Source organism: Pseudomonas sp. Irchel 3E13 (genome assembly GCF_900187455.1).
Classification (GTDB): Bacteria; Pseudomonadota; Gammaproteobacteria; order Pseudomonadales; family Pseudomonadaceae; genus Aquipseudomonas.
The window spans coordinates 279,325-305,435 of sequence record NZ_FYDX01000007.1 but is presented as its reverse complement, the minus strand read 5'-3'; the positions used below and the strand labels follow the sequence as shown (position 1 = coordinate 305,435).

At 64.3% G+C, this 26,111-nt stretch carries 24 protein-coding genes; 12 read left to right on the top strand and 12 right to left on the bottom strand.

The genetic code is table 11. From position 1 onward, the window contains the following. Positions 1–120 precede the first annotated feature (120 nt). The gene (locus CKW37_RS14375; RefSeq protein ID WP_095156369.1) at positions 121–2,535 is read left to right on the top strand and encodes a TonB-dependent receptor; all 2,415 of its coding nucleotides are present in this window, start codon (positions 121–123) and stop codon (positions 2,533–2,535) included. A 262-nt stretch (positions 2,536–2,797) separates the two neighbouring features. Here the strand turns inward: CKW37_RS14375 and ilvD are convergent, their stop codons facing one another. Beyond that, complete coding sequence (gene ilvD / locus CKW37_RS14370) at positions 2,798–4,639, bottom strand: dihydroxy-acid dehydratase (protein WP_095156368.1); 1,842 nt, start codon at positions 4,637–4,639, stop codon at positions 2,798–2,800. A gap of 339 nt (positions 4,640–4,978) precedes the next feature. On the opposite strand from ilvD, the gene CKW37_RS14365 reads away from it, so the two are divergent. From CKW37_RS14365 to CKW37_RS14355, 3 genes are all read left to right on the top strand, one after another. Beyond that, positions 4,979–5,461: a DUF2867 domain-containing protein gene (locus CKW37_RS14365; protein ID WP_159985261.1), complete on the top strand. Its 483-nt coding sequence runs from the start codon at positions 4,979–4,981 to the stop codon at positions 5,459–5,461. 115 nt (positions 5,462–5,576) lie between these two features. Further along, positions 5,577–5,759, top strand: coding sequence for a type II toxin-antitoxin system HicA family toxin (locus CKW37_RS14360; protein WP_095156494.1), 183 nt, complete (start codon positions 5,577–5,579; stop codon positions 5,757–5,759). Positions 5,760–5,796: 37 nt separating this feature from the next. Then, positions 5,797–6,198 (top strand): type II toxin-antitoxin system HicB family antitoxin, encoded by a 402-nt coding sequence (locus CKW37_RS14355; protein ID WP_095156366.1) that lies wholly within the window; start codon positions 5,797–5,799, stop codon positions 6,196–6,198. Between the two features lie 44 nt (positions 6,199–6,242). On the opposite strand, the gene CKW37_RS14350 is transcribed toward CKW37_RS14355, so the two are convergent. After that, positions 6,243–7,439 (bottom strand): class I SAM-dependent rRNA methyltransferase, encoded by a 1,197-nt coding sequence (locus CKW37_RS14350; protein ID WP_095156365.1) that lies wholly within the window; start codon positions 7,437–7,439, stop codon positions 6,243–6,245. Positions 7,440–7,594: 155 nt separating this feature from the next. Between CKW37_RS14350 and CKW37_RS14345 the strand changes: the two genes are divergently transcribed. Then, complete coding sequence (locus CKW37_RS14345; protein WP_095156364.1) at positions 7,595–8,461, top strand: HDOD domain-containing protein; 867 nt, start codon at positions 7,595–7,597, stop codon at positions 8,459–8,461. A gap of 3 nt (positions 8,462–8,464) precedes the next feature. After that, positions 8,465–9,277 carry a bifunctional DNA-formamidopyrimidine glycosylase/DNA-(apurinic or apyrimidinic site) lyase gene (gene mutM, locus CKW37_RS14340; RefSeq protein WP_095156363.1) on the top strand — a complete coding sequence of 271 codons (813 nt, stop codon included), beginning with the start codon at positions 8,465–8,467 and terminating at the stop codon, positions 9,275–9,277. Between the two features lie 51 nt (positions 9,278–9,328). On the opposite strand, the gene ggt is transcribed toward mutM, so the two are convergent. The 6 genes from ggt to CKW37_RS14310 form a co-directional block, all read right to left on the bottom strand. Then, entirely contained in the window at positions 9,329–11,014 is a 1,686-nt protein-coding gene (gene ggt / locus CKW37_RS14335; RefSeq protein WP_095156362.1) for a gamma-glutamyltransferase, read from the bottom strand. Continuing rightward, a complete protein-coding gene (locus CKW37_RS14330; RefSeq protein WP_095156361.1) occupies positions 11,014–11,265 on the bottom strand; it encodes a YfhL family 4Fe-4S dicluster ferredoxin in 252 nt (83 codons plus the stop codon). Before CKW37_RS14330 ends, ggt begins: the two co-directional genes overlap by 1 nt. A gap of 111 nt (positions 11,266–11,376) precedes the next feature. After that, positions 11,377–11,856, bottom strand: a complete 480-nt coding sequence (gene coaD, locus CKW37_RS14325) for a pantetheine-phosphate adenylyltransferase (RefSeq protein WP_095156360.1) — start codon at positions 11,854–11,856, stop codon at positions 11,377–11,379. Between the two features lie 113 nt (positions 11,857–11,969). Further along, positions 11,970–13,568 carry a GMC family oxidoreductase gene (locus tag CKW37_RS14320; protein ID WP_095156359.1) on the bottom strand — a complete coding sequence of 533 codons (1,599 nt, stop codon included), beginning with the start codon at positions 13,566–13,568 and terminating at the stop codon, positions 11,970–11,972. Positions 13,569–13,585: 17 nt separating this feature from the next. Further along, the gene (locus CKW37_RS14315; protein ID WP_095156358.1) at positions 13,586–14,107 is read right to left on the bottom strand and encodes a twin-arginine translocation pathway signal protein; all 522 of its coding nucleotides are present in this window, start codon (positions 14,105–14,107) and stop codon (positions 13,586–13,588) included. A 22-nt stretch (positions 14,108–14,129) separates the two neighbouring features. After that, on the bottom strand, positions 14,130–15,545 hold the full coding sequence (locus tag CKW37_RS14310; RefSeq protein ID WP_095156357.1) for a coniferyl aldehyde dehydrogenase: 1,416 nt from the start codon (positions 15,543–15,545) through the stop codon (positions 14,130–14,132). Positions 15,546–15,710: 165 nt separating this feature from the next. On the opposite strand from CKW37_RS14310, the gene CKW37_RS14305 reads away from it, so the two are divergent. Both CKW37_RS14305 and CKW37_RS14300 read left to right on the top strand, forming a co-directional pair. Then, positions 15,711–16,376, top strand: a complete 666-nt coding sequence (locus CKW37_RS14305; protein WP_095156356.1) for a TetR/AcrR family transcriptional regulator — start codon at positions 15,711–15,713, stop codon at positions 16,374–16,376. Between the two features lie 29 nt (positions 16,377–16,405). Next, complete coding sequence (locus CKW37_RS14300) at positions 16,406–17,260, top strand: sulfurtransferase (RefSeq protein ID WP_095156355.1); 855 nt, start codon at positions 16,406–16,408, stop codon at positions 17,258–17,260. Here CKW37_RS14300 and CKW37_RS14295 read toward each other — a convergent pair. From CKW37_RS14295 to CKW37_RS14280, 4 genes are all read right to left on the bottom strand, one after another. Beyond that, complete coding sequence (locus CKW37_RS14295) at positions 17,257–18,258, bottom strand: hydrolase (protein ID WP_095156354.1); 1,002 nt, start codon at positions 18,256–18,258, stop codon at positions 17,257–17,259. The two genes, CKW37_RS14300 and CKW37_RS14295, sit on opposite strands and share 4 nt — an antisense overlap. 92 nt (positions 18,259–18,350) lie before the next feature. After that, positions 18,351–18,932 carry a 16S rRNA (guanine(966)-N(2))-methyltransferase RsmD gene (rsmD, locus tag CKW37_RS14290; protein WP_095156353.1) on the bottom strand — a complete coding sequence of 194 codons (582 nt, stop codon included), beginning with the start codon at positions 18,930–18,932 and terminating at the stop codon, positions 18,351–18,353. Beyond that, complete coding sequence (locus tag CKW37_RS14285) at positions 18,932–20,407, bottom strand: pitrilysin family protein (protein WP_095156352.1); 1,476 nt, start codon at positions 20,405–20,407, stop codon at positions 18,932–18,934. The genes rsmD and CKW37_RS14285 overlap by 1 nt, the downstream gene beginning before the upstream one ends. Then, the gene (locus CKW37_RS14280) at positions 20,404–21,756 is read right to left on the bottom strand and encodes a pitrilysin family protein (RefSeq protein ID WP_095156351.1); all 1,353 of its coding nucleotides are present in this window, start codon (positions 21,754–21,756) and stop codon (positions 20,404–20,406) included. Before CKW37_RS14280 ends, CKW37_RS14285 begins: the two co-directional genes overlap by 4 nt. Before the next feature lie 234 nt (positions 21,757–21,990). Between CKW37_RS14280 and ftsY the strand changes: the two genes are divergently transcribed. The 4 genes from ftsY (at position 21,991) to rpoH (ending at position 26,079) form a co-directional block, all read left to right on the top strand. Then, positions 21,991–23,418 (top strand): signal recognition particle-docking protein FtsY, encoded by a 1,428-nt coding sequence (ftsY, locus tag CKW37_RS14270; protein WP_095156350.1) that lies wholly within the window; start codon positions 21,991–21,993, stop codon positions 23,416–23,418. Continuing rightward, on the top strand, positions 23,415–24,086 hold the full coding sequence (gene ftsE / locus CKW37_RS14265) for a cell division ATP-binding protein FtsE (protein ID WP_095156349.1): 672 nt from the start codon (positions 23,415–23,417) through the stop codon (positions 24,084–24,086). The genes ftsY and ftsE overlap by 4 nt, the downstream gene beginning before the upstream one ends. Beyond that, entirely contained in the window at positions 24,083–25,111 is a 1,029-nt protein-coding gene (gene ftsX / locus CKW37_RS14260) for a permease-like cell division protein FtsX (RefSeq protein WP_095156348.1), read from the top strand. Before ftsE ends, ftsX begins: the two co-directional genes overlap by 4 nt. Before the next feature lie 113 nt (positions 25,112–25,224). Next, entirely contained in the window at positions 25,225–26,079 is an 855-nt protein-coding gene (gene rpoH, locus CKW37_RS14255; RefSeq protein WP_095156347.1) for an RNA polymerase sigma factor RpoH, read from the top strand. Positions 26,080–26,111: the final 32 nt, after the last annotated feature.

Here is a 26,111-nt window from a genome sequence, read left to right as displayed (position 1 = left end):
AGAAAGTTTCAGGGTTTCCCCAAATCCCGTCGTCCTTGAACTCGAAGGCGCAAATAGCAAGCACTCTCAGATAGTGCGGCGGCGCTCGAAGATTTCGATGACTTTGGGGGAGCACCACACATGGAACACACCACCACCCGCCGGCACCTGCCGGGCCTGCCGACGCTGCTCAGCCTGGCGATTGCCATGGGCAGCGGCACCTTCGCGCTGCCGACCCTGGCCGCGAGCGAGGCTCAGGCGCAGGTCTACCGCTTCGACATTCCGGCGCAGTCCCTCGATGGCGCGTTGGCCGCGTTCAGCGCGGTCACCCGGGTGCAAGTGCTGGTGGGGGCGGAAGTTACCCAAGGGCTGCGCTCGCCGGGCCTCAGTGGCAGTTATCCACAGAGCCAGGCGCTGGCTCGCCTGCTGGCGGGCAGTGGGCTGTCGGCGAGCTACATCGACAGCGACAGCGTCACCCTGGAAAGGCACGTCGGCAATGACGCCGCCGTGCAACTGGGCGCGACCAGCGTCAACGCCAACCAGCTCGGCGCCACCACCGAAGGCAGTCGGTCCTACACCACCGGCGCCCTGACCATCGGCAAGGGCGAGCAGAAGCTCAAGGACATTCCGCAGTCGGTCTCGGTCGTCACCCGCAAGCGGATGGACGACCAGAACATGAACAACCTGCAGGACGCCATGCGCCAGGTGACCGGCGTCACCATCAAGAGCTACAACTCCGGCTCCAGCCTGAACGACGTGTACATGCGCGGCTTCCTGGTGGATCAGGTGCAGGTCGACGGCGTTTCGCAGGCCACCGGCCAGGGCGACCTGGCCACCAGCTTCGACCTGGCCATGTACGACCGCGTCGAAGTGTTGCGTGGCCCGTCCGGTCTGTACCAGGGCTCCGGCGAGCCTGGCGGCACCATCAACGTGGTGCGCAAGCGCGCCCTTGGCACCTTTGGTCTGAAGGGCGAGCTGTCGGCGGGCTCGTGGGACAAGTACCACTCCAGCATCGACGTCACCGGCCCGCTGAATGCCGACGGCAGCCTGCGCGGGCGCTTCGTCACCGCTTATGAGGACAACAAGTCCTGGGTCGACTATGCGCAGAACGAGCGGCCGATGCTGTACGGCCGGCTGGAATACGACATCACCCCGGCGACCACCCTGTCGCTGGGCGGCGCCTACCAGAAGAACCGCTCCACACCCGCGTTCGGCCTGCCGGCCTATGCCGATGGCAAGCTGCTGGATGTCAGCCGCTCCACCTTCGTCGACGCCAAGTGGAACGAACTGGACGAGCGCGTCTTGGAAGGCTTCGCTGAAATCGATCACGCGCTGGACAACGGCGGTCAGTTCAAGACCTCGCTGACCTACCGCGACGCCGAGACGCCGACCCGCAACTTCACCTGGACCGATGACGCGGTCGACCCGGCCACCGGCGGTAGTTGGGCGATCGCGTATTCCTATTACACCCACATCAAGAGCCTGGGCCTGGACAGCTTCGTCACCCTGCCGGTGGAAGCCTTCGGTCGCACCCATGAGTTCACGGTCGGGGCCGAGTACCAGCACCTGAACAAGGACTTCACTTACGGCGGCGGTGAGTATTTCCCGATCAACGTGTTCGATCCTGGCAGCAACGACATTCCCAAACGCGAGTTCGTCATGGACAACGGCACCTGGTCGACCTCGCGCCAGTACGGGATTTACGGGCGCACCAAGATCGCCGCGACGGATGAACTGGACGTCATTCTCGGCAGCCGGGTGACCTGGTTCGAAAGCGAAGGAAAAAATGCCAACGCCTACTTCAACCAGTTCGGCGAGACCGAGACCAACATCAACCGCAAGTTCATCCCCTACGGCGCGTTGGTCTACAAGCTGACCCCGGAATTGTCGGCGTATGCCAGCTACACCAAGGTCTTCAAGCCGCAGTCCAATATCGACGCGGACAACAAGGTGATCGCGCCGCGCGAAGGCGAGCAGTACGAGCTGGGCCTCAAGCGTGAATTCTTCGACGGGCGGCTCAACGGCAGCATCGCAGTGTTCCGGCTCTATGACGAAAACCGTGCCGAACTGGTGTCGGGTGCTCAGTACTACAGGGCGCAAGGCAAGGTTCGCAGCCAGGGCTGGGAAACCGAGCTGAGCGGCAACCTGACCGACAACTGGAGCGTGGTGGCCGGTTATGCCTACACCATGACCAAGGCGCTGACCGGCACCGACGATGAGAAGGGCAGCACCTTTAGCACCATCACGCCGAAGCACAACGTCAACCTGTGGACCGATTACGAGTTCAGCGATGGGCCGTTGAAGGACTTCAACATCGGCGGCGGGGTGCGGGCGGTGAGTGCGACGTACTACCGTCGCAATGTCGACTTCGAACAGGGCGGCTACGCGATTGCCACGGCGCAGGTGGGGTACAAGGTCAACCAGAACCTGTCGGTGAAGCTGACCGGCAACAACCTGTTCGACCGCAAGTATTACGAGCGGGTGGACAGCCCGTGGGGGTCGAACTTCTATGGTGAGCCACGAAATCTCACCTTTACTGTGCGGGCCAGTTACTGAGTGAGTCCCGAACAGCAGCGATGAGGCCCTTGATGACCCATAAAAAACCGGCACCAAGGGCGTAATGCCAGTCAGTTAACGTTTCAGCACCTAAATTGGGGCTGCTCTGCAGCCCTTCGCGAGCAAGCTCGCTCCCACAAGCTGCACCTTGGCTATCCTGTGGGAGCGAGCTTGCTCGCGAAGGGCCGCAAAGCGGCCCCAATTGGTTTAACTGACTGGCATTACGCCAAGGGCGCCGGTTTTTTTCATTCCGCTCTACGACTCACAGCCCGTCGAGCAGAGCCTTGTCACGCACCGCACCCTTGTCGGCACTGGTGGCCAGCAGGGCGTAGGCTTTCAGCGCGGTGGTCACTTTGCGCGGACGCTGCTCCACCGGTTTCCAGCCTTTCTGGTCCTGAATGACACGGCGCGCCGCCAGTTCTTCGTCGCTGATCAACAGGTTGATCGAGCGGTTCGGAATGTCGATCAGCACCTTGTCGCCGTCCTGCACCAGGCCGATGGCGCCGCCAGCAGCGGCTTCCGGCGAGGCGTGGCCGATGGACAGGCCCGAGGTACCGCCGGAGAAACGGCCGTCGGTCAGCAGGGCGCAGGCTTTGCCCAGGCCCTTGGACTTCAGGTACGACGTCGGGTACAGCATTTCCTGCATGCCCGGGCCGCCTTTCGGGCCTTCGTAGCGAATGATGACGATGTCGCCTTCCTTCACCTCGTCAGCGAGGATGCCGCGTACCGCGCTGTCCTGGCTTTCGAAGATCTTCGCGTTGCCTTCGAACACATGGATCGACTCATCGACGCCCGCCGTTTTCACTACGCAGCCGTCCAGCGCGATGTTGCCGTACAGCACGGCCAGGCCGCCTTCTTGCGAATACGCGTGTTCGACGCTACGGATGCAGCCGTGTTCACGGTCGTCGTCCAGGGTTTCCCAGCGGGTCGACTGGCTGAACGCGGTTTGCGTCGGGATGCCGGCCGGGCCTGCCTTGAAGAAGGTGTGCACGGCTTCGTCGTCGGTCTGGGTGATGTCCCACTTGGCGATGGCTTCTTCCATGCTCGGGCTGTGCACTGTCGGCAGGTCGGTGTGCAGCAGGCCGCCACGGGCCAGTGAGCCGAGGATGCTGAAGATGCCGCCGGCGCGGTGGACGTCCTCCATGTGGTACTTCTGGATGTTCGGCGCGACCTTGCACAGTTGCGGCACTTTGCGCGACAGGCGATCGATGTCGCGCAGGTCGAACGGGATCTCGGCTTCCTGGGCCGCGGCCAGCAGGTGCAGGATGGTGTTGGTCGAGCCGCCCATGGCGATGTCGAGCATCATGGCGTTCTCGAACGCCTTGAAGTTGGCGACGTTGCGCGGCAGCACGCTGTCGTCGTTGTCGCCGTAGTAGCGCTTGCACAGCTCGACGATGGTGCGGCCAGCCTTGAGGAACAGTTGCTCGCGGTCACTGTGGGTGGCGAGGGTCGAACCGTTGCCCGGCAGGGCCAGGCCCAGGGCTTCGGTCAGGCAGTTCATCGAGTTGGCGGTGAACATGCCGGAGCACGAACCGCAGGTCGGGCAGGCGCTGCGCTCGTACTCGGCGACTTTCTCGTCGCTGGCGGTGGAGTCGGCGGCGATGACCATGGCGTCGACCAGGTCCAGGCCGTGGCTGGCCAGCTTGGTCTTGCCGGCTTCCATCGGGCCGCCGGAAACGAAGATCACCGGGATGTTCAGGCGCAGGGCGGCCATCAGCATGCCGGGGGTGATCTTGTCGCAGTTGGAGATGCAGACGATGGCGTCGGCGCAGTGGGCGTTGACCATGTACTCGACGGAGTCGGCGATGATCTCGCGGCTCGGCAGCGAATAGAGCATGCCGTCGTGGCCCATGGCGATGCCGTCATCCACCGCGATGGTGTTGAATTCCTTCGCCACGCCGCCTGCGCGTTCCACTTCGCGGGCGACCAGTTGGCCCAGGTCCTTCAGGTGCACGTGGCCCGGGACGAACTGGGTGAACGAGTTGGCGATCGCGATGATCGGCTTCTTGAAGTCCTCGTCCTTCATACCGGTGGCGCGCCACAGCGCGCGGGCACCGGCCATGTTGCGGCCGTGGGTGGACGTTTTGGAACGGTAATCAGGCATGAAGCACTCCTGGCGGCTAATCAGGTATCAATGAGGGGAGTGAGCTTCTCTTGTCCTTGGTACCGCAAGGCAGGTGGCCGCTGGTACGGATGAAGCCGAAGACGCCGCGGGATCGCCGTGCGCTCGGCCAGAGCTCATAAACCCGCCGGGGGATGACTGGCGATGAATAGGGCCGATTCTACACCGCTGGCGGGCTTAGGGAATGGCGCAATAGACAGTTGGCGCGCGCGGCACGGCGCTTTGTGGCGCAGACAAGCCCTTTTTTGGTCGGGGTCGCTTTCCGGGCGGCGGAGCGCTACCGTGATCGACTTCTCGCTTTGGACTTCCATGGAGGAGTTTATGGTCCACCCTGCCGATGTTCCCGCCAGCAGCGTTCTGCGGATGCTGTCCACCACGGCCTGGTTCTTCGACTGCTTCGCCCGCCGGGTGACGCCCGAACAGGGCCTGACCGCGCTGGATGCCTACCAGCGGATGAGCCGCGCGGTGCCGGATTGGGTCAACCAGGCGATCCGCCTGCGCGACATGATGGTCCGGCCTTTCGGCCTCAAGCCGGTCACCGGCTTCAACCTGCGCGTACAGAAGAGCCCGCGGGTGGGCGACAACCTCGATTTCTTCCAGATCGCCGCCGTGACGGACAAGGAACTGGTGCTGTCGCTCAAGGACAGCCACCTGGATGTCCTGATTTCCGTGCACCTGGACCCGAACAACCAGCTCAGCCTGACTTCCATCGTCGAGCCGCACAATGCATTGGGGCGGTTCTACATGCGCCTGATCGCGCCGTTTCATCGACGGGTGGTGAGGTCGATGTTGGGTAGGATCTAGTCAGCTAGCGCCCGGCAGCAGGCCATTAAAAGATAACTCTGGACACATCTTTTTCGGGGTGCTTTGATGGCTCAGCGCTTATGTTTGCTCCTTCGCTCATCAGGGAGAGATGGAGGTGCAAAGCAGACTGTTGATCAAGGAGCTTGAAGCTGCTGGTTGGTTTTTGAAGCGTGTCACGGGAAGCCATCACATTTTCAAGCACCCCCGCAATCCAAACTCAATCCCCGTGCCCCATCCCAAAAAGGACCTGCCGCTGGGCACTGTAAAAAGCATCAGGGAACGGGCTGGGCTGAAATAACCCGGGCTCGCCTTTTGCAACTTCGCAGGAGTCAAACATGCAATACCCGATCTGCATCGAATGGGGCGATGAAAAGACCGCCACGGGCATCCAGATTCCGGATATCCCTGGTGCGGTCACCGCAGGCGATACCTTCGAGGATGCCTATGCCGCCGCAGTCGAGGTTGCGCACATCATGCTGGAAGAGATTGTCGGGAGCGGTCAGTCCATTCCTATGCCCACCAGCGCGGCTACTCATCGCAGCAATCCCGATTTCGCGGGCATGGGGTGGGGAATGCTCGAAATCGACGTTACGCCATACTTGGGCAAGACCGAGAAAGTGAATGTCACCCTGCCAGGTTTTGTCATTCAGCGTATCGACCGCTATGTTCGCGACCACAACGTGAAAAGCCGCTCTTCCTTCCTCGCCGATGCCGCGCTGGAGAAACTGGGGCGATAAAAAATCCCGGCACCAGGCCGGGATTTTTCATTTCACTGACGCACTCAGCTATTAGGCAGCAGGCGGCAGGTGATGCTCTTGATATAGCGGGTTTCCGGGATTGCCGGGTGTACCGGATGGTCCGGGCCCTGGCCGCCGCGCTCGAGGAACTGGATATTGCGGTCCAGGTGACGGGCGCTGGTGAGCAGGATGTTCTGCAGGTCGTCTTCCGGCAGGTGCATCGAGCACGATGCGCTGACCAGGATGCCGTCCTTGCTCAGCAGGCGCATGGCCTGTTCGTTCAGGCGGCGGTAGGCGCCTTCGCCGTTTTTCAGGTCTTTCTTGCGTTTGATGAAGGCGGGCGGGTCGGCGACGATCACGTCGAAGCGCTCTTCCGAAGCCTTCAGCTCACGCAGGGCGGCGAACACGTCGCCTTCGATGCAGGTCATTTTCTCGGCAAAGCCGTTCAACGCGGCGTTGCGCTCGACGCCATCGAGGGCGAAGGCGGAAGCGTCGACGCAGAACACTTCGCTGGCGCCGAAGGCCGCAGCCTGCACGCCCCAGCCGCCGATGTAGCTGAACAGGTCAAGCACGCGCTTGCCCTTGACGTACGGCGCCAGGCGCGCGCGGTTCATGCGGTGGTCGTAGAACCAGCCGGTCTTCTGGCCTTCCATCACCGGCGCTTCGAACTTCACGCCGTTCTCTTCCAGCGCGACCCACTCCGGCACTTCGCCGTAGACGGTTTCGACATAACGCTCCAGACCTTCGGCATCGCGGGCGGAGGAGTCGTTCTTGAACAGCACGCCGCTCGGTTTGAGCACCTGGATCAGCGCGGCGAGGACGTCATCGCGCTGACGCTCCATGGCCGGCGAGGCCAACTGCACCACGAGGATGTCGCCGAAACGGTCGACCACCAGGCCCGGCAGCAGGTCGGAATCGCCGTAGACCAGGCGGTAGAACGGCTTGTCGAACAGGCGCTCGCGCAGCGACAGGGCGACGTTCAGGCGGTGTACCAGCAGCGATTTGTCCAGTGCCAGCTTGACGTCGCGCGACAGCAGGCGGGCGCAGATCAGGTTGTTCGGGCTCAGGGCGACGATGCCCAGGCCTTTGCCGCCCGCGGTTTCCAGAATGGCCTGGTCGCCGGCCTTGAAGCCGTGCAGCGGGGTGGCGGCGACGTCGATTTCGTTGCTGTAGACCCACAGGTGGCCAGCGCGCAGGCGGCGGTCGGCGTTGGCTTTGAGGCGAAGGGTGGGCAGGGACATGACGTCGCTCCGGGAAAAAAGAGCGGGAGTATAGCCTGTCGACCAGGCGAGCACTGCGCCGGCGCGACAAATTGCAGGCCAGCGGACGGTATTTTGCGTGGCGCCCCACTGTACTGATCAGGTTAGAATTCGCCGTCAGCCGCGAGTGTGAATTTATGACCCCGGAACTAACCGCCGAACAGATCCAGCAAGCCTTGCAAGGCATCAGCGTCCCGCCCCAACCGCAGATCATGGTGGACCTGCAGATGGAGCAGTACATGCCCGATCCCGACCTCGAGGTGATCGCCAAGCTGATTTCCCAGGACCCTGGCCTGTCTGGCGCGCTGCTGAAGATCGTCAACTCGCCGTATTACGGCCTGACCAACAAGATCGCCTCGATCCAGCGCGCGGTGAACCTGCTGGGCAGCCGTTCGATCATCAACCTCATCAACGCCCAGTCGATCAAGGGCGAGATGAGCGATGAAACCATCGTCACCCTCAACCGTTTCTGGGACACGGCCCAGGACGTGGCGATGACCAGCCTGACCCTGGCCAAGCGATTTGGCTCCCAGGCGGTGGACGAGGCTTACGCGTTGGGTCTGTTCCACGATTGCGGCGTGCCGCTGATGCTCAAGCGCTTCCCCGAATACATGCGTGTGCTGGAAGACGCCTACGCCAGCGCCGGCGACAACCAGCGGGTGGTGGACACCGAGAATCAGGTGTTCAACACCAACCACGCGGTGGTGGGCTACTACACGGCCAAGTCCTGGCGCCTGCCGGAGCATGTCAGCAACGCTATCGCCAACCACCACAACGCCCTGGCGGTGTTCAGCGACGACTCGCCGCGCAACGCGCCGCTGAAAAACCTGCTGGCGATCCTGAAGATGGCCGAGCACATCTGCGCATCGCACCGGGTGCTGGGCAACCAGAGCGTGGACCACGAATGGAATACCGTCGGGCACCTGGTGCTGGACTATATCGGCCTGTCGGAATACGACTTCGAGAGCCTCAAGCAAACCATCCGCGAACTGGGCAGCCATTGATCCATGCCGGAACTACCTGAAGTCGAAACCACTCGCCGGGGCATCGCCCCTTACCTCGAAGGCCAGCGTGTCAGCCGGGTGATCGTGCGCGAGCGCCGTCTGCGCTGGCCAATCCCTGAAGACCTCGACGTGCGCCTGTCCGGGCAGCGGTTCGTCTCGGTGGAGCGGCGTGCGAAATACCTGTTGTTGAATGCCGAGGTGGGGACGCTGATCAGCCACCTGGGTATGTCTGGCAACCTGCGGCTGGTGGAAATCGGCTTGCCGGCAGAAAAGCACGAGCACGTGGATATCGAGCTGGAGTCCGGCCTGGCGCTGCGCTACACCGATCCTCGGCGTTTCGGCGCGATGCTCTGGAGCCAGACGCCGCTGGAGCATGAGCTGCTGATCCGGCTCGGCCCGGAGCCGCTGACCGACCTGTTTGATGGTGAGCGCTTGTTCCAGCTGTCCCGCGGGCGGTCGATGGCGGTGAAACCGTTCATCATGGATAACGCTGTGGTGGTCGGGGTTGGCAATATCTACGCGACCGAAGCGCTGTTCGCGGCGGGTATCGATCCGCGCCGCGAGGCGGGCGGGATTTCCCGGGCGCGTTACCTGCGGCTGGCGATCGAAATCAAGCGGATCCTCGCGGCGGCGATCGAGCGAGGTGGCACCACCTTGCGCGACTTCATCGGCGGGGACGGTCAGCCGGGGTACTTCCAGCAGGAGCTGTTCGTCTACGGGCGGCGCGAAGAGCCGTGCAAGGTGTGCGGCACGGTCTTGCGGGAAGTGAAACTGGGGCAGCGGGCGAGTGTGTTTTGTCCGCGGTGTCAGAAGTAGATCGTTGTTGAGTTTGCTGGCCTTATCGCTGGCTTGCCAGCGATGAGGCCATCAGGGCTTCACCACCTCTGAACTGCCCACCCCACGCGGATCACTCGCCGCCTCCAGCCGCCCGTCCCGCTTGTCCCAGAACAGCACCTGCTGATTGCCGTAGCTGCGCCCCAGATCCTTCAGCTCATAACCGCGTGCCCGCAGCGCCTCCTGCTCCGTCTCGCTGAATGCGCCCGGCTCATGCTCCACCACATCCGGCAAATACTGGTGGTGATAGCGCGGCACCGCCGGCCAGGTGTTCACCGGCCGCCCGTCCAGGTATTCCAGCATCGACAGCAGCACCATGCTCGGAATCCGGCTGCCGCCCGGCGTGCCGAAGGCGGCGAACTCTCCAGGGCTTTCGATGAAGCTCGGGCTCATGCTCGACAGCGGTCGCTTGCCGGCCGCCACGGCGTTGGCCTGGCTGCCGCTCAGGCCGTAGCTGTTGCTGCCGTGCGGGTCGGCGGCGAAGTCGTCCATTTCATTGTTCAGCACCACGCCGGTACCGGGCGCGGTGAAGGCTGCGCCGAAAGGCAGGTTGACGGACAAGGTCGCCGCCACGGCATTGCCGTCGGCGTCGATCACCGCGAAGTGGGTGGTGTGGTCGCCTTCGCGCCAGGCGGGCGACGGCGGCAGGCGGCTGCTCGGTGTGGCGTCGTGCACGTCGATGCTGTCGGCCAGCTCAACCAGGTGCGAGCGCGACAGCAGGCGCGGCACGGGATTATCCACATGGTCCGGGTCACCAAGCAGGCCACGGTCGCGGTAGGCCCGGCGCAAGACTTCCAGCACATAGTGGGCGCGCTGCACCTTGTCGGCGCTTTGCCATGGCAGGCGCTGGAGCATCGCCAGGCTCTGGGCGATAGCCACGCCGCCAGCGGACGGCGGCGGGGCGCTGATCAGTTCGCGCTGGCCGGCAAGGCGATAGCGCAGCGGCTCGCGCTCGGCGGTGCGGTAGCCGGCAAGGTCATCCAGGCTCCAGATCCCGCCGGCGGCGTTGACTTCCCGCACCAGCGTTTGCGCCACCGGACCCCGGTAGAAACCGTCGCGGCCCTGATCTGCCAAGCGTTGCAGGGTTGCGGCCAGTCCCGGCTGGCGGATCGCTCGGCCGAGGGCCGGCACTTCATTGCGGTCGAGAAACAGTCGGGCGCTTTCGGCGTCGTCGCGCAAGGCGCTTAGGCGCATCGTGGCGCGGTCGCGGTAGATGCGATCGACGGCAAAACCCTGGTTGGCCAGGCGAATCGCCGGGGCCAGGCTACTGCGTAGAGGGAGTTTGCCGTAGCGCGCGGCGAGTTCGTCCAGCGCCGCGGGCAAGCCGGGAATGGCCGCCGCCAGCGGACCGTTGATCGACAGGCCGGGCTCGACCTTGCCGTCTTTCAGGTACATGTCCGCCGTGGCGTTGCCGGGCGCTTTTTCGCGGGCGTCGATAAAGCGGTAGCCGGTGGGCGTGCCGGGCTGGCGCAGCAGGAAGAAGCCGCCACCGCCCAGGCCCGAGCCATAGGGCTCGACCACGGCCAGTGCGGCGCTCACGGCAATCGCCGCGTCGAAGGCGTTGCCGCCCTGGCGGAGGATTTCCCGCGCCGCGGCGGTGGCTTCAGGGTGAGGCGTGGCGATTGCCGCGCGCCCCGGTCCGTCGGCCAGGGCCGCAATGCTGCACAGCGCCAGGCTGGCGCCGAGGAACAACGATCGGAGAGGGGCGACGCCCCGCATCAGGCCTTGCCGGTAATACGGCGGTATTTGGTCATCAGCTCGTCTTCGGTTTCCGGGTGGGCTTCATCCAGCGGGATGCAGTCGACCGGGCAGACTTGCTGGCATTGCGGTTCGTCATAGTGGCCGACGCACTGGGTGCACAGGTTCGGGTCGATCACGTAGATCTCTTCGCCCTGGGAGATGGCGGCGTTCGGGCACTCGGGTTCGCAGACGTCGCAGTTGATGCAATCGTCGGTGATGATCAGGGACATGGGGACTCCGGCCAGGCTCTCGCGCACTGGCAATTGAAAACCAATGGGCGCAATTGTGCCGTATTAGCGCCCGCAGTGCACGCGGGCGCGGGTTTCAGGCCGGAGTTGAGATTACTTCTTGAATCGCTCGGTGAGTGCGTCGGCCACCACCGGGTGGACGAACTTGGTGATATCGCCGCCCAGGGCCGCGATCTCGCGCACCAGCGTCGAGGAGATGAACGAATAACGCTCCGATGGGGTGAGGAACAGGCTTTCGACGTCGGGCGCCAGTTGCCGGTTCATGTTGGCCAACTGGAACTCGTACTCGAAGTCCGACACCGCGCGCAGGCCGCGCAGGAAGACATTCGCGCCTTGCTCCTTGGCGAAGTGCGCCAGCAACGTGGAGAAGCCAAGGACTTCGACGTTGGGCAGGTGCCGGGTGACCTCACGCGCCAGTTCTACTCGTTGTTCCAGCGGGAACAGCGGGTTTTTCTTGGGGCTGGCGGCAACCGCGATGATCACATGATCGAACAGGCGTGAGGCGCGTTCGACCAGATCGCCATGGCCCTTGGTAATCGGGTCGAAAGTACCCGGGTACAACACTCGGTTCATCGCGTCGTCCTGGCAGGAGGGCGTTAGGGAGTCGGATGGTAGCGCAGCCGATACGGTCGGGCCAAGTCGCCATCACCGGCCCAACGGACTATAGACAGCGCGGCCCGCTGTTGTCATGCGGGCATTTTCAGGCGTTCGGCGAGTTGGTCGCTGAGCCGGGCGCTGATGGCGTAGACCGACAGTTGCGGGTTGGCGCCGATGCTGGTGGGGAACAGCGAGCCGTCGTGGATCGACAGGTTTTCCAGTTGATGATGCCGGCCAAGGCTGTCGCAGACGCTCTGGCGCGGGTCTTCGCCCATGGCGCAGCCGCCCATCACATGGGCGCTGCCGAGGCGGGTGAGGAACAGTTCCAGCGACAAGTCGTCGATCATCGCGCGGGCCTCGGCCAGGTTTTTTGCGGGGCGGGCATGGCTGTGCAGCGGCAGGACGCTCTCGGCCCCGGCGGCGAACTGAATCTGCGCCATGCTGTGAAAAGCGCGGCGCACGCCGTCCCAGGCGTAGGCCGACACCGGGTAATCGAGCACCGGCGAGCCGTCGCCGCGCAGGTGCACGCTGCCGCCGACGCTGTCCGGGTGGAAGCCGTCGCGCAGCAGGGCCAGCATCACGTGGGTGTGGGGCAGGTCGGCCATGCGCAGCGCGTTGTCCTCGCCAAAACCGCCGAGCAGCGTGGCGGCCAGGGCCGGGTGCAGCGGCGGCACCTCCAGCTTGTAGCCCATGGCGCCGCTGACGCCGCCGCGCCACTGGAAGTGATCGCTGTAGATTGACTGCGGCGCGCCGTAGAACGGATTCACCGGTTCGGCGAAACGCGCCGCGCTGAAGTTGACCAGGTGCAGGAAGGTTCGCTTGCCGAGACGCTGATGCGGGTCCGGGGCGTCCGAGCGCAGCAGCAGGGCCGGGCTGTTGATGCCGCCGCCAGCCAGCAGGTAGTGCCGCGCCCGTACCCGGATGCGCCGGCCCGTGGGTGCGACGCAGCGCGGGTCCATGGCCACACAGTGCAATTCGCGGATGCGCTGGCCGTCGTGTTCGAAGCGCTCGGCGCGGGCGAGGTAGAGCAGTTCGCCGCCTTTTTCCAGCGTCGCCGGAATGCTGGTGACCAGCATCGATTGCTTGGCGTTGAGCGGGCAGCCCATGCCGCAATAGCCGAGGTTGCCGCAGCCGCGCACGTTGCGCGGAATCACCTTCCAGTCCAGGCCGAGGGCCGCGCAGCCACGGCGCAGCACGTCGTTGTTGGCGTTGGGCGGCACCTGCCAGGGGGCGATGTTCAGGCGCTGCTCCATGCGCTCGAACCAGGGCGCCAGATCATCCACGCCGAGGCCGCTGACGCCGTGTTCACGGGCCCAGTGCTGCAAGGTCGGTTCCGGGGTGCGGAAGCAGGACGTCCAGTTGATCAGCGTGGTGCCGCCCACGGCGCGGCCCTGAAGGATGGTGATGGCGCCGTCCTTGCTCATGCGGCCGATGCCTTCCTGATAGAGGCGGGCGTAGGCCTCGTGTTCGAGCATCTTGAAGTCGCTGCTGGTCTGCAGCGGACCTTCCTCGATCAACAGCACGCGGTAGCCGGCTTCGCTGAGGCGTTCGGCGCTGGTGGCGCCGCCGGCCCCGGTGCCGATGATGGCGATGTCGGTTTCCAGGGTCAGGTCCTGGCTCAGGGCGGAGCCGTCACGGGTTTTCCAGCCACGGGCGAGGCCGTCGCGGAACAGGTCGGGTACGGGCATGGGCGGGCTCTTGTCGGTCAGAATTTCGGCGGGCCGGGATAACCGCAGGTGCCCCAGGCGTCGGGCAGGCTGTACCAGGCCATCAGCAGCAGTTGCAGCAGCGAGCAATAACCCTGGCGCAGCAGGTTCAGCGCGCTGTCCTGCCAGCGCAGCAGAAAGGCGCGGATGTCTGCGGGGCTGGCCTGTTCCCAGGCGCCCCAGATGCCGGTGAGTGGGCCGCGGGTCAGCGGCAGGGCGAGCACGTCGAACAGTTGCCGGGTGAGCGCGAGCATTTCCGGCGAGAGACTGGCGAGCGTATCGTCGAGACGGGCGAGAACCGCTTCCGTGGCGCTGGCGGGCGCGGCGCCCGCGAGGATTACCGGGGTGATGGCGCGCAGCAGTGGCAGATCAGCCGTGCGCAACACGCCAAAGCCGCTGGCGGGCGTTTCGGCGGTGCAGCCGAGCAAACTGGCGCCACTGAGAAACAGCGTGGCGCCGAGGCTGAATTTGAGCAGGCCGCGGCGGTTGAGCGCGGCGGCGTCGGGCAGGCATGTTGTCATTATTGTCGGGCCTGTGCAGCGATCAGCGGATGAAGAAACGGTACACCAGTTGTTGCAGGCGCTTGCCATAAGGCGGGTAGATCAACCGCGCCAGGTTCAGGCGTTGCTTGGCCAGCACGCCCTTGGCCTGGCTGAAGGTCTGGAAGCCTTCGTAGCCGTGGTAATGGCCCATGCCGGAAGGGCCGACGCCGCCGAACGGCAGGTCATCCTGGGCCACATGCAGCAAGGTGTCGTTGAGGCAGGCGCCGCCGGAATGGGTGTTTTCCAGGACCAGGTTCTGTTCGTCACGCTCGTAGCCGAAGTAGTAAAGCGCCAGCGGACGCGGTCGCTGGTTGATGTAGGCAATGGCTTCGTCGATATGCCGGTAAGGAACGATGGGCAGCAACGGGCCGAAAATTTCGTCCTGCATCACCTGCATCTGCTGGTGGACGTCTTGCAGCAGATAGGGCGGCAGGCGGCGACCTTGCAGCGGTTCGTCCGGGTACAGATTGGTCACCGTGGCGCCTTGCAGGCGGGCGTCATCAAGGTAGCCGTTGAGCCGGGCCAGGTGGCGCTCGCTGATGATCGCCGTGTAGTCCGGGTTGCCTTGCACCTGTGGGTAAAAGCGTTTTACCGCCTCGCGATAGGCTTCGATAAACCCGGAGATTCGCTCTTCCGGCACCAGCACATAGTCCGGCGCGACGCAGGTCTGCCCGGCGTTGAGGGTCTTGCCGAAGGCGATGCGCTCGGCGGCGTCGGCCAGCGGTACGCGGGTGGAGACGATGGCCGGGGATTTGCCGCCCAGTTCCAGGGTCACCGGGGTGAGGTTGTCGGCGGCGGCGCGCATCACATGGCGCCCGATGCTGGTGGCGCCGGTGAACAGCAGGTGGTCGAACGGTAGGCGGGAGAATGCCTCGCCCACGTCGGCCTCGCCCAGCACCACGCTGACCATGTCCGTGGGGAACACCGATTCCAGCAGGTTCTTGAGCACCAGCCCGGTGGCCGGCGTGGTTTCGCTGAGCTTGAGCATCACCCGGTTGCCCGCGGCCAGGGCGCCGGTGAGCGGGCCAATGGCAAGAAATAGCGGGTAGTTCCACGGCACGATCACCCCGACCACGCCCAGCGGTTGGTAGTGCACGCGCGCACTGGCCGGCTGGAAGGCCAGGCCGACGCTGCGGCGCCGGGACTTCATCCAGTGGCCGAGGTGTTTTTCCGCATGGGCCAGGCCCAGCACGCTGGGCATCAGTTCAGCCAGCCGGGTTTCGTCGGCGCTGCGCCCGTTGAAGTCCTGATCGATGGCGGTGACCAACTCGTCCTGTCGCTCGATCAGCGCCTGGCGCAGGGCCTTGAGCCATTGCCGGCGCTGGGCCAGGGGCGGCATGGGCAGACGGTTGAAGGCGTCGCGCTGTTGTTCGAACAGGGCGTCGAGCCAGTCCAGTTGGGACATCGGGACCTCCATGACTAATTGTTTCGGCTAGAGCATATACTCTAGTTGGTCTTTTTGTGTGGCTCTGTCGGGCCTCATCGCAGCGCTGAATTCCCCTGCATTCAGCAGATGCACGCACCCCATTGAGGCCGTAAGATTAACCAAACATTTCAAGCTCACGCTTTTGGAGCTGGCGTCATGGCCCCGCGTATCAAGACCCGCGAGCGCATCGTGCAAAACAGCCTGGAGCTGTTCAACCAGCAGGGCGAGCGCAGCGTCAGTACCAACCACATCGCCGCGCATATGGAAATCTCGCCCGGCAACCTCTACTACCACTTCGCCAACAAGCAGGAAATCATTGCCGAGTTGTTCAGTCAGTATGAGGAACAGGTGGAAAGTTTCCTGCACCCGCCCAAAGGCCGTCTGGCCACGGTCGAGGACAAGCGCTTCTACTTGAAGGCGATCCTCGCCGCGATGTGGAACTACCGCTTCCTGCACCGCGACCTCGAACACCTGCTCGACAGCGACAAGGAACTGGCCGCCCGCTACCGGCGCTTTTCCCAGCGTTGCCTGTTGCAGGGCCAGGCCATTTACACCGGCTTTGTCGAGGCGGACATCCTGGAAATGAACACGGTGCAGATCGAGTCGCTGACCCTCAACGCCTGGATCATCCTCACGTCCTGGGTCCGCTTTCTCTGCACCACCCGGGAAAATGCCGCGCATTTGAGTGAAGAAGCCATCAAGCGCGGCGTTTATCAGGTGCTGGTGCTGGAGCTCGGTTTCGTCACCGCCACGGCGCGCCCGGCGGTGGACGCGCTCTGCGAAGAATTCTACGTACCGCTGCAGCAGGCGCTGGAGCAGTAACGCCCCGTTCAATCGATATGGAGACTGTCATGCCTCACGCGCAACTGATCGCACCCCGGCAACTAGCGGAACGCCTCGGCGAGCCGAAGCTGGTGATTCTCGATTGTCGTTTTGCCCTGGAAGATCCGGATTACGGCCAGCGCAGCTATGCCGAGGGGCATATTGCCGGGGCGCATTTCGCCGATCTGGAACGCGACCTGAGCGCGCCAGTGGTCAAGGGTGTGACCGGACGCCATCCGCTGCCGCAACCGGAGCGGTTGATAGAGCGCCTGCAGCAATGGGGCATCGATAACGACAGCGACGTGGTGCTCTATGACGACGGCCCCGGTGCATTCGCCGCGCGGGCCTGGTGGTTGCTCGCCTGGCTGGGCAAGCGCAGCGGCGTGTACCTGCTCGATGGCGGCCTCAAGGCCTGGCATGCGGCGGGCCTGCCGCTGAGCCTGGACCTGGCGGACAAGCGCGAAGGCACGTTCAGCGGCGAGCCGGATTCGGCGTTGCTGATCAGTGCCGAGCAATTGCGCGAGCGTCTGGGCGACCCGGCCCTGACCTTGCTCGATGCCCGCGCCCTGCCGCGTTTTCGCGGTGAAGTGGAGCCGATCGACCCGGTGGCCGGGCACATTCCCGGCGCGCAATGCGCGGCGTTCACCGACAACTTGGGTGCCGACGGCCACTTCCTGCCCGCCGACCAGCTAAAGGCCCGCTTCACTAAACTGATCGGTGCGCGCAAGCCGGAGTCGCTGGTGGCCTACTGCGGTTCCGGGGTTACCGCCTGCCACAACCTGTTCGCCCTGAGCCTGGCCGGTTATCCGCTGGCGCCGCTGTACGCGGGCTCGTGGAGCGAGTGGATCAATAATCCGCAGCACCAAATCGCGACCGGCGATTAACGGCCCGCCTGCTGCGCCAGCCACTCGGGGATACGCCGTTCCAGGTAATACCCCGGCTGGCGCAGACTGCCCTCGATGAAGCCGACATGACCGCCATGAGCGTGTAGCTCAAGGCGGGTGCTGCTGGCCAACTCACAGGCTTCGGGAAGGCTGTGGCTAAAGACGAACGGGTCGTCGCGGGACTGGATGATCAGCGTTGGCGTGCGGTTCTCGCCCAGGTAGTAGCGGCTGGACGAGCGCTTGTAGTAGTCGTGGGCGTCATCGAAACCGTTGAGCGGCGCGGTGATGCGTCCGTCGAAGTCCCAGAACGTGCGCAGGTTGGTCAGCGGCCCGAGCCGGGCCAGGGCTTCCAGCCCTTCGTGGTGGCCTTGGTGCTGGAAGTGCCGCTCCTTGTTCTTCACGTAGGTGACCATTTCGCGGATGAAATGCCGCTGGTAGACCCGCGAGAAGCCCAGGCTGATGCGGTCGGCGCACTGGTCCAGGCGAAACGGCACCGATACCGCCACGGCGGCCTGCAACTGGCTCGCCGAGCCGGTCTCGCCCAGGTATTTGAGCAGCACATTCCCGCCCAATGAATAACCCACCGCGTACAGCGGCGCCGACGGCCGCTGGGCACGCAGGTGGGCGATCACTTCGGCCAGGTCTCCGCTGGCACCGGAGTGGTAGCTGCGCGGCAGCAGGTTCGGCTCGCCCGAGCAACCGCGCCAGTTCACCGCCACGCTGGCCCAGCCGCGGGCGTTCAGCGCGTGTTGCAGGCCGACCACGTAATGCGAGGAGGACGAGCCGGTGAGCCCGTGCAGCACCAGCACCAGGGGCGAAGTGTTGTCGCGGGGGCCACTCCAGTCCAGGTCGAGGAAATCGCCGTCGCTCAGCCACACGCGCTCGCGCTGGTGGTCCAGCGCCGTCGACTTGCGCCACAGCGGACCCCAGAGGGTTTGCAGGTGAGGGTTGCGAAGTCCTGTCGCGGGTCTGAAAGGCGGGGCGGGGGACATGGACATCAGGGTTTCACTCGGGAATACGCGACAGGCTTGATTACCAGTGTAAGTGCTGGCTCAGGCGCCTGCCGCGCGAGATGACGGACAGATGACGGTCAGCCGCGTTCCCACAGTGCGTAGTGCACCTGGCCGGCCTTCTGTTCCCGGTGCAGGCGCCAGTTGCCGGGCAGGTTCAGGGTCGAGGGCCGGTTTTCGCTCTCGGTGTAGATCCAGGCGCGTTCGGCAAGCCAGTTGCGCTCTTCGAGCAGGGCGCAGGTGGTTGTCAGCAGGTCCTGGTGGAACGGCGGGTCGAGGAACACCACATCGAAGGCCAGCTTCGGTTCACCCTGCAGGTAACGCTGGGCATCGCTCTGGATCACCTGGCCGCGCGGGCAACGCAGCAGTTCGAGGTTCTGCCGCAGGTTGGCGATGGCTGCCGGGTTGCTGTCCAGGGCCACGGAATCGCCGGCTCCGCGAGACAGCGCTTCCAGGTACAGGGCGCCGCTACCGGTGAAGGCATCGAGCACCTTGGCGCCCGCGATGTACGGGGCGAGCCAGTTGAACACGGTTTCCCGCACCCGGTCCGGCGTCGGGCGCAGGCCGGGGGCACTGGGGAAGCTCAGGCGACGGCTGCGCCATTCGCCGGCGATGATGCGCAACTGGCCTGGGCCCGTTTGCGGCTTGGATGGACTGGCCATTAATGCTCCGGTACGCCGAGCGGCTGCTCGGCGGGTTTATCGAGGGGTGGTGGCAGCGGCTGCTGCGGCACCTTGGGGCCGGCGGTGACGATCACCAGTTTGTCGGCCGACAGGTGGCGGTTCAGCGCGTCGCGAACCTGTTCCACGGTCAGTTCCTGGGACTGGCGCATGTAGTCTTCAAGGTAGGTCAGCGGCAGATTATAGAAGCCGATGGCGCCCAGTTGGCCGACGATGCTCGCGTTGCTGGCATTGGACAGCGGGAAGCTGCCGGCCAGTTCACGCTTGGCGTCGTCCAGTTCCTGCTGGGTCGGGCCGGTCTTCAGGTAATCGCTGAGAAGGTCCTGCACCAGCTTGAGCGTGCCTTCGCTGAGTTCCGCGCGGGTCTGCAGGTTGATCATGAACGGCCCTTGCGCCTGCATCGGCACGAAGGTGGAGTAGACGCCGTAGGTCAGCCCGCGTTTTTCGCGCACTTCGCTCATCAGACGGGTGCCGAACGAGCCACCGCCGAGGATCTGGTTGCCCAGCGAGAGGGCGGCGTAGTCCGGGTCGTTACGGTCGATGCCCAGTTGCGCCAGCAGCAGGTGCGTCTGCTTGGACGGGAAGTCGATGTGCGTCGCGCCGGCTTTGGGCTCGGCGGGCGCTTCGACCTTGGCCAGCGCCGGGCCTTTCGGCAGCGCGGCGGAGACTTGCGAGGCAATGGCCTCGGCGTCGGCGCGGCTGAGGTCGCCGACCAGGGCGATCACCGTGTTGCCAGCGGTGTAGGCCTTGGCGTGGAAGGCGCGCAGTTGTTCCAGGGTGATCGGCGGAATGGTCTTGGCGGTGCCGTCGCTGGGGTGGCCGTAGGGGTGCTGGCCGTACAGACGCGCGAACAGTTCCTGGCTGGCGAGCTTGCCGGGGTTCTGTTTCTGGTACTCGAAGCCGGCGAGGATCTGGTTCTTGATCCGGGCCAGGGCGTCTTTCGGGAAGGTCGGCTTGCCCACTACTTCGGCGAACAGCTTCAACGCCGGCTCGCGCTTGTCGGCAGCGCTCAGGCTGCGCAGCGAGGCTACCGCCATGTCGCGGTAGGCGCCGTTGCCGAAGTCGGCGCCCAGGCCTTCGAAGCCCTGGGCGATGGCGCTGACGTCCTTGCCGGCCACGCCTTCATTGAGCATGGCGTTGGTCAGCGAGGCGATGCCGGGCGTGGCGCCGTCATGGCTGCTGCCGGCGGCGAAGGTCAGGCGCAGGTCGAACATCGGCAATTCGTGGGCTTCGACAAACAGCACCCGCGCGCCTTCGGCGGTGTTCCAGGTCTGGATGTTCAGGGCGCGGTGGCTCGGTGCCTTGCCATCCAGCTCGGCCAGCGACTGCAGGGTGTTGGTCGGCTTGGCGGCAGAGGCCGGGGTGCTGTCGGCGTAGGCGGGCGCGGCCAGGGCTACGGCCAGCGCGAGGATGCCGAGGCCCTTGAGGTTGAAGCGGGGCATGGTCTGCTGGCTCATTGGGCGCGCTCCTCGGGCAGTACATGGGCGATGCTCAGGCGCTCGCGGGTGAAGTAGGTGCGCGCGGCGTTCTGGATGTCCGCGGGGGTCACGCTCTTCAGTTCGTCCAGCTCGTTGTCGATCAGCTTCCAGGACAGGCCGACCGTTTCCAGTTGGCCGATGGTGGTGGCCTGGCTGCTGATGGAGTCGCGGTCGTAGACCAGGCCGGCGATCACCTGGGCGCGCACGCGCTCCAGCTCTTCGGCGCTTGGCGGGGTGGTCTTCAGTTCGTCGAGCAACTGCCAGATACCGGTTTCGACTTGGGCGAGGGTCTTTTTCTTCTGCGTGTTCGGGGTTGCCGAGAGCACGAACAGGCTGTCGCCGCGGGTGAACGGGTCGTAGCGGGTCGAGGCACCGGCTACCAGCTCCTGGCCGCGCTCCAGACGGCTGGCCATGCGGGCGCTGTAGCCGCCGTCGAGCAGGGCCGAAATCAGCCGCAGGGCATGCACTTCACGAGGATTCTTCGCGGTGGCGAGGCCCGGCACGTTGAAGCCGTAGATCAGGCTCGGCAGTTGTGTGCGCACATGCACGGTCAACTGGCGTTGGCCGGGTTCAGCCAGTTCCAGCGGCAGCTTGGTCGGCGGCAGGGTACGTTTCGGGATGCCGGCGAACCAGCGGTCGGCCAGCTTGCGCACTTCATCGACGGTGATGTCACCGACCACCACCAGGGTGGCGTTGTTCGGTGCGTACCAGGACTCGTACCAATGACGCAGCTCTTCGACCTTCATGCGTTGCAGGTCGGCCATCCAGCCGATGGTCGGCGTGTGGTAGCCGCTGGCCGGGTAGGCCATCGCCTTGAACAGTTCGAATGCTTTGGAGCCAGGGTTGTCGTCGGTGCGCAGGCGGCGCTCTTCCTTGATGACCTCGATTTCGCGGCTGAACTCGTCGGCCGGCAGGCGCAGGCTGGCCATGCGGTCGGCTTCCAGTTCCAGGGCGACGTTCAGGCGATCACGGGCCAGGACCTGGTAATAAGCGGTGTAGTCGTCGCTGGTGAAGGCGTTTTCCTCGGCGCCGAGGTCGCGCAGGATGCGCGAGCCCTCGCCGGGGCCAACCTTCTCGCTGCCTTTGAACATCATGTGCTCAAGAGCGTGGGACAGGCCGGTCTGGCCCGGGGTCTCGTAGCTGGAGCCGACCTTGTACCAGACCTGCGAAACCACCACCGGGGCGCGATGGTCTTCGCGCACGACAACTTTCAGGCCGTTGTCGAGGATGAATTCGTGGGTGGGTTGCGGGTCGGCGGCGAGGGCCGCCAGGGGCAGGCAAATCGTGCTGAGCAGCAGGCCAGCGGCACGGCGGGCTAGAGCATTCATTCGTAGTTCAACCTGTTGGGCTGCCCGCATGGCCTTAGCGTCGGCGGGCTAGGAGGTGCTAGGATACTGATCCGGTTGCCTGGCGACCATGCCTGTCGAGGATGTCGCCGCAAAGGCCCCTCGACAAAATAGACGACGCGCACGAACGAGCCGGATTTAAAAGAGTCTCTTCTGCGTTAAAAGAATTCTGACGCGCCAAGCAGGCGCATCGCCACCCTGAGATAGCCGTCTTCCATGTTTGGTTCCAACGACGACAAGAAAACGCCGGCTGCGCCCGGTGAAAAGAAAGGCCTGTTCGGCTGGCTGCGCAAGAAGCCCCAGCAACCTGTTGTCGAACAGCCTGAAAGCCCCGCCCCGATCGCTCCCGAGCCCGCTCCCGCCGTTGTGCCGGAGCCTCAGGTTAGCGCCGCGCCGGCCATCGCCCCTGAAGTGCTGGCTCCGGTTGCGCCTGAAGCGCCGCTCGCCGCGCCGTCCAGCCTGGTGCTGCCGGTGCCGGAAGAGCCGGTCGCGCTGGTGCCTGACCTTGAACCCCACCAGCCGCCGGTCATTCCCGAGCGGGCGGTTGAAGTCGTTCATGTCGAACCTGAGCCGCAACCCGCGCCAATCCCGCAATCCGAGCCCGTCGCGCCGGTCGTCGAGCCTGCTCCGGTGGTTGTCGCTGCGGCTCCTGCTCCGGTGGTCGAAGCGGTTGTCGAGCCTGCGCCAGCCCCCGCGCCTGTGGAAGAAGCCAAGACCGGCTTCTTCTCCCGCCTCAAGCAAGGCCTGTCGAAGACCAGCGCCAGCATCGGCGAGGGCATGGCCAGCCTGTTCCTCGGCAAGAAGGCCATCGATGACGACCTGCTTGATGAAATCGAAACCCGTCTGCTGACCGCCGACGTCGGTGTCGAGGCCACCTCTCTGATCGTGCAGAACCTGACCCAGAAAGTCGCCCGCAAGCAACTGGCGGACGCCGACGCACTGTACAAATCGCTGCAGGACGAACTGGCCGGGCTGCTCAAGCCGGTGGAGCAACCGCTGCGGATTCAGTCGCAGAACAAACCGTTCGTCATCCTGGTGGTTGGCGTCAACGGCGCCGGCAAGACCACCACCATCGGCAAGCTGGCCAAGAAGCTCCAGCTCGAAGGTAAGAAGGTCATGCTGGCTGCCGGCGATACCTTCCGTGCCGCGGCGGTGGAGCAGTTGCAGGTCTGGGGTGAGCGCAACAACATCCCGGTCATCGCCCAGCACACCGGCGCCGACTCGGCCTCGGTAATCTTCGATGCCGTGCAGGCCGCCAAGGCCCGTGGTGTCGATGTGCTGATCGCCGACACCGCCGGCCGCCTGCACACCAAAGACAACCTGATGGAAGAGCTGAAGAAGGTTCGCCGGGTGATTGGCAAGCTCGACGCCGATGCGCCACACGAGGTGCTGCTGGTACTCGACGCCGGCACTGGCCAGAACGCCATCAACCAGGCCAAGCACTTCAACCAGAGCGTTGAACTGACTGGCCTGGCCCTGACCAAGCTGGACGGCACCGCCAAGGGCGGGGTGATTTTCGCCCTGGCCAAGCAGTTCGGTCTGCCCATTCGCTATATTGGCGTAGGTGAAGGCATCGACGATCTGCGCGCGTTCGAAGCAGAATCCTTCGTTAAAGCACTGTTTGCCGAGCGGGAGCACCCATGATTCGATTCGAACAGGTCGCCAAGCGTTACCCGAATGGTCACGTTGGCCTGCATGAGTTGAGTTTTCGGGTACGGCGGGGCGAATTTCTGTTCGTGACCGGTCACTCCGGTGCCGGCAAGAGCACCCTGTTGCGCCTGCTGCTGGCCATGGAGCGTCCGACCAGCGGCAAGTTGCTGCTGGCCGGCCAGGATCTGGGCCAGATCACCAATGCGCAGATCCCGTTCCTGCGCCGCCAGATCGGCGTGGTGTTCCAGAATCACCAGTTGCTGTTCGACCGTACCGTCTTCAATAACGTTGCCCTGCCATTGCAGATCCTCGGCCTGTCCAAGGTCGAGATCGCCAAGCGGGTCGATTCGGCACTGGAGCGGGTGGCGCTTTCCGACAAGTCCGCGCTGTTCCCCGGCGACCTGTCCACCGGCCAGCAACAGCGGGTCGGCATCGCCCGCGCCATCGTTCACCGCCCGGCATTGCTGCTGGCGGACGAACCCACCGGTAACCTCGACCCGCGCCTTGCCGCGGAGATCATGGGTGTTTTCGAAGATATCAACCGCCTGGGCACCAGCGTGCTGATCGCCAGTCACGACCTGGCGCTGATCGCGCGTATGCGCCATCGCATGCTGACGCTGCAGCGCGGCCGCCTGATCGGCGATGGGGAGGCCGGGCAATGAGTGCGACACGCAGTCCAAAAGTATCCGAACGGGTAGCGCCGAAGCCGGCCGACGCGCAACCGGAGAAAAAGAAGAAGGGCCATGACGATGACGACGGCCCGGATTTCCGCACCCTGCTGCATGCCTGGCTGGAAAGCCACCGCGCCAGCCTGGTGGACAGCCTGCGTCGCTTGGGCAAGCAGCCGATCGGTAGCTTCTTCACCTGCCTGGTGATGGCGGTGGCGCTCAGCCTGCCGATGGGCCTGTCGCTGATCCTGAGCAATATCGAACGGCTGGGCGGCTCCTGGCAGCGCGCCGCGCAGATTTCCCTGTACCTGAAGCTGGACGCCAGCGCCCGTGATGGCGAGGCCCTGCGCGAGCAGATCAAGACCCTGCCCGGCGTGGCCGATGCCGAGTACGTGAGCCGCGAACAGGCGCTCAATGAATTCCAGCAGCAGTCTGGCTTGGGCGAGGCCCTGCGTGAACTGCCGGACAACCCGTTGCCCGGCGTGGTGGTAGTGACCCCGGCGGAAGTCGACAAACCGACCCTGGAAGCCCTGCGCCAGCGCTTGTCGGAGCTGCCGCACGTCGAACTGGCGCAGCTCGATCTGGTCTGGGTAGAGCGGCTGGCGGCGATCCTCAAGCTGGGTGATCGCTTCGTCTTTGGCCTCACCGTTCTGCTGGTGTCCGCGCTGTTGCTGGTGATCGGTAATACCATTCGCCTGCATATCGAGAACCGTCGCACGGAAATCGAAGTCATCAAGCTGGTCGGCGGAACCGACAGCTATGTGCGTCGCCCCTTTCTTTATATGGGTGCGTTGTACGGGCTGGGCGCGGGGATTCTGTCGTGGGGCGTGCTGGCATTCGGGCTGAACTGGCTGAATGACGCGGTGGTCGACCTGTCAGGGCTGTATGGCAGCGATTTCGCGTTGGCCGGCGTGCCCTCTGCCGATGGTCTGTCGCTCTTGCTTGGTGCGGTACTGTTAGGGTATATCGGTGCATGGATCGCGGTGGCCCGGCATCTGAGTGAGCTGGCACCACGATAGTGTCTTTTTGCTGGTATTGACTATTTTGGTTTTCAGGGAACTTGTTTAGCGGTTTCCGGTCAATGTTGGCAGTGCCCATGGGCACGAGTTTAGTGAGTCGGAGGTTTTTTCGTATGACCACTTCGTTGCAACCTGCCTACGCCTTGGTCCCGGGTGCGAACCTGGAGGCCTACGTACATACGGTGAACAGCATTCCACTGCTGACTGCCGAGCAGGAGCGTGAACTGGCCGAGAGTCTCTACTATGAGCAAAATCTTGAGTCTGCTCGGCAAATGGTGCTTGCGCACCTGCGCTTCGTTGTACACATCGCCCGCAGCTATTCCGGCTACGGGCTGGCCCAGGCCGACCTGATCCAGGAAGGCAACGTCGGCCTGATGAAAGCAGTCAAACGCTTCAACCCGGAAATGGGCGTGCGTCTGGTGTCCTTCGCGGTGCACTGGATCAAGGCCGAGATCCACGAGTTCATCCTGCGCAACTGGCGGATCGTCAAGGTTGCGACCACCAAGGCGCAGCGCAAGCTGTTCTTCAACCTGCGCAGCCAGAAGAAACGTCTGGCCTGGCTGAACAACGACGAAGTGCATCGCGTCGCCGAAAGCCTGGGTGTGGAGCCGCGGGAAGTCCGCGAGATGGAAAGTCGTCTGACCGGCCAGGACATGGCCTTCGACCCGGCTGCCGAAGCCGATGACGACAGCGCCTTCCAGTCGCCAGCCAACTACCTGGAAGACCACCGCTACGATCCGGCTCGCCAACTGGAAGATGCCGACTGGAGCGACAGCTCCTCGAACAACCTGCACGAAGCATTGCAGGGCCTGGACGACCGTAGCCGCGACATCCTCTATCAGCGCTGGCTGGCCGAGGAAAAGGCCACGCTGCATGACCTGGCGGCCAAGTACAGTGTTTCGGCGGAGCGTATCCGCCAACTGGAAAAGAACGCGATGAACAAGGTGAAAGCCCTGATCGCAGCCTGATTTTCCAGGTGTTAGGAATAGAAAGCCCGACT

Coding starts and splice junctions, on each gene's coding strand:
- CKW37_RS14375 (WP_095156369.1), top strand. CDS start 121: ATGGAACACACCACCACCCGCCGGCACCTGCCGGGCCTGCCGACGCTG.
- ilvD (WP_095156368.1), bottom strand. CDS start 4,639: ATGCCTGATTACCGTTCCAAAACGTCCACCCACGGCCGCAACATGGCC.
- CKW37_RS14365 (WP_159985261.1), top strand. CDS start 4,979: ATGGTCCACCCTGCCGATGTTCCCGCCAGCAGCGTTCTGCGGATGCTG.
- CKW37_RS14355 (WP_095156366.1), top strand. CDS start 5,797: ATGCAATACCCGATCTGCATCGAATGGGGCGATGAAAAGACCGCCACG.
- CKW37_RS14350 (WP_095156365.1), bottom strand. CDS start 7,439: ATGTCCCTGCCCACCCTTCGCCTCAAAGCCAACGCCGACCGCCGCCTG.
- CKW37_RS14345 (WP_095156364.1), top strand. CDS start 7,595: ATGACCCCGGAACTAACCGCCGAACAGATCCAGCAAGCCTTGCAAGGC.
- mutM (WP_095156363.1), top strand. CDS start 8,465: ATGCCGGAACTACCTGAAGTCGAAACCACTCGCCGGGGCATCGCCCCT.
- ggt (WP_095156362.1), bottom strand. CDS start 11,014: ATGCGGGGCGTCGCCCCTCTCCGATCGTTGTTCCTCGGCGCCAGCCTG.
- CKW37_RS14330 (WP_095156361.1), bottom strand. CDS start 11,265: ATGTCCCTGATCATCACCGACGATTGCATCAACTGCGACGTCTGCGAA.
- coaD (WP_095156360.1), bottom strand. CDS start 11,856: ATGAACCGAGTGTTGTACCCGGGTACTTTCGACCCGATTACCAAGGGC.
- CKW37_RS14320 (WP_095156359.1), bottom strand. CDS start 13,568: ATGCCCGTACCCGACCTGTTCCGCGACGGCCTCGCCCGTGGCTGGAAA.
- CKW37_RS14315 (WP_095156358.1), bottom strand. CDS start 14,107: ATGACAACATGCCTGCCCGACGCCGCCGCGCTCAACCGCCGCGGCCTG.
- CKW37_RS14310 (WP_095156357.1), bottom strand. CDS start 15,545: ATGGAGGTCCCGATGTCCCAACTGGACTGGCTCGACGCCCTGTTCGAA.
- CKW37_RS14305 (WP_095156356.1), top strand. CDS start 15,711: ATGGCCCCGCGTATCAAGACCCGCGAGCGCATCGTGCAAAACAGCCTG.
- CKW37_RS14300 (WP_095156355.1), top strand. CDS start 16,406: ATGCCTCACGCGCAACTGATCGCACCCCGGCAACTAGCGGAACGCCTC.
- CKW37_RS14295 (WP_095156354.1), bottom strand. CDS start 18,258: ATGTCCATGTCCCCCGCCCCGCCTTTCAGACCCGCGACAGGACTTCGC.
- rsmD (WP_095156353.1), bottom strand. CDS start 18,932: ATGGCCAGTCCATCCAAGCCGCAAACGGGCCCAGGCCAGTTGCGCATC.
- CKW37_RS14285 (WP_095156352.1), bottom strand. CDS start 20,407: ATGAGCCAGCAGACCATGCCCCGCTTCAACCTCAAGGGCCTCGGCATC.
- CKW37_RS14280 (WP_095156351.1), bottom strand. CDS start 21,756: ATGAATGCTCTAGCCCGCCGTGCCGCTGGCCTGCTGCTCAGCACGATT.
- ftsY (WP_095156350.1), top strand. CDS start 21,991: ATGTTTGGTTCCAACGACGACAAGAAAACGCCGGCTGCGCCCGGTGAA.
- ftsE (WP_095156349.1), top strand. CDS start 23,415: ATGATTCGATTCGAACAGGTCGCCAAGCGTTACCCGAATGGTCACGTT.
- ftsX (WP_095156348.1), top strand. CDS start 24,083: ATGAGTGCGACACGCAGTCCAAAAGTATCCGAACGGGTAGCGCCGAAG.
- rpoH (WP_095156347.1), top strand. CDS start 25,225: ATGACCACTTCGTTGCAACCTGCCTACGCCTTGGTCCCGGGTGCGAAC.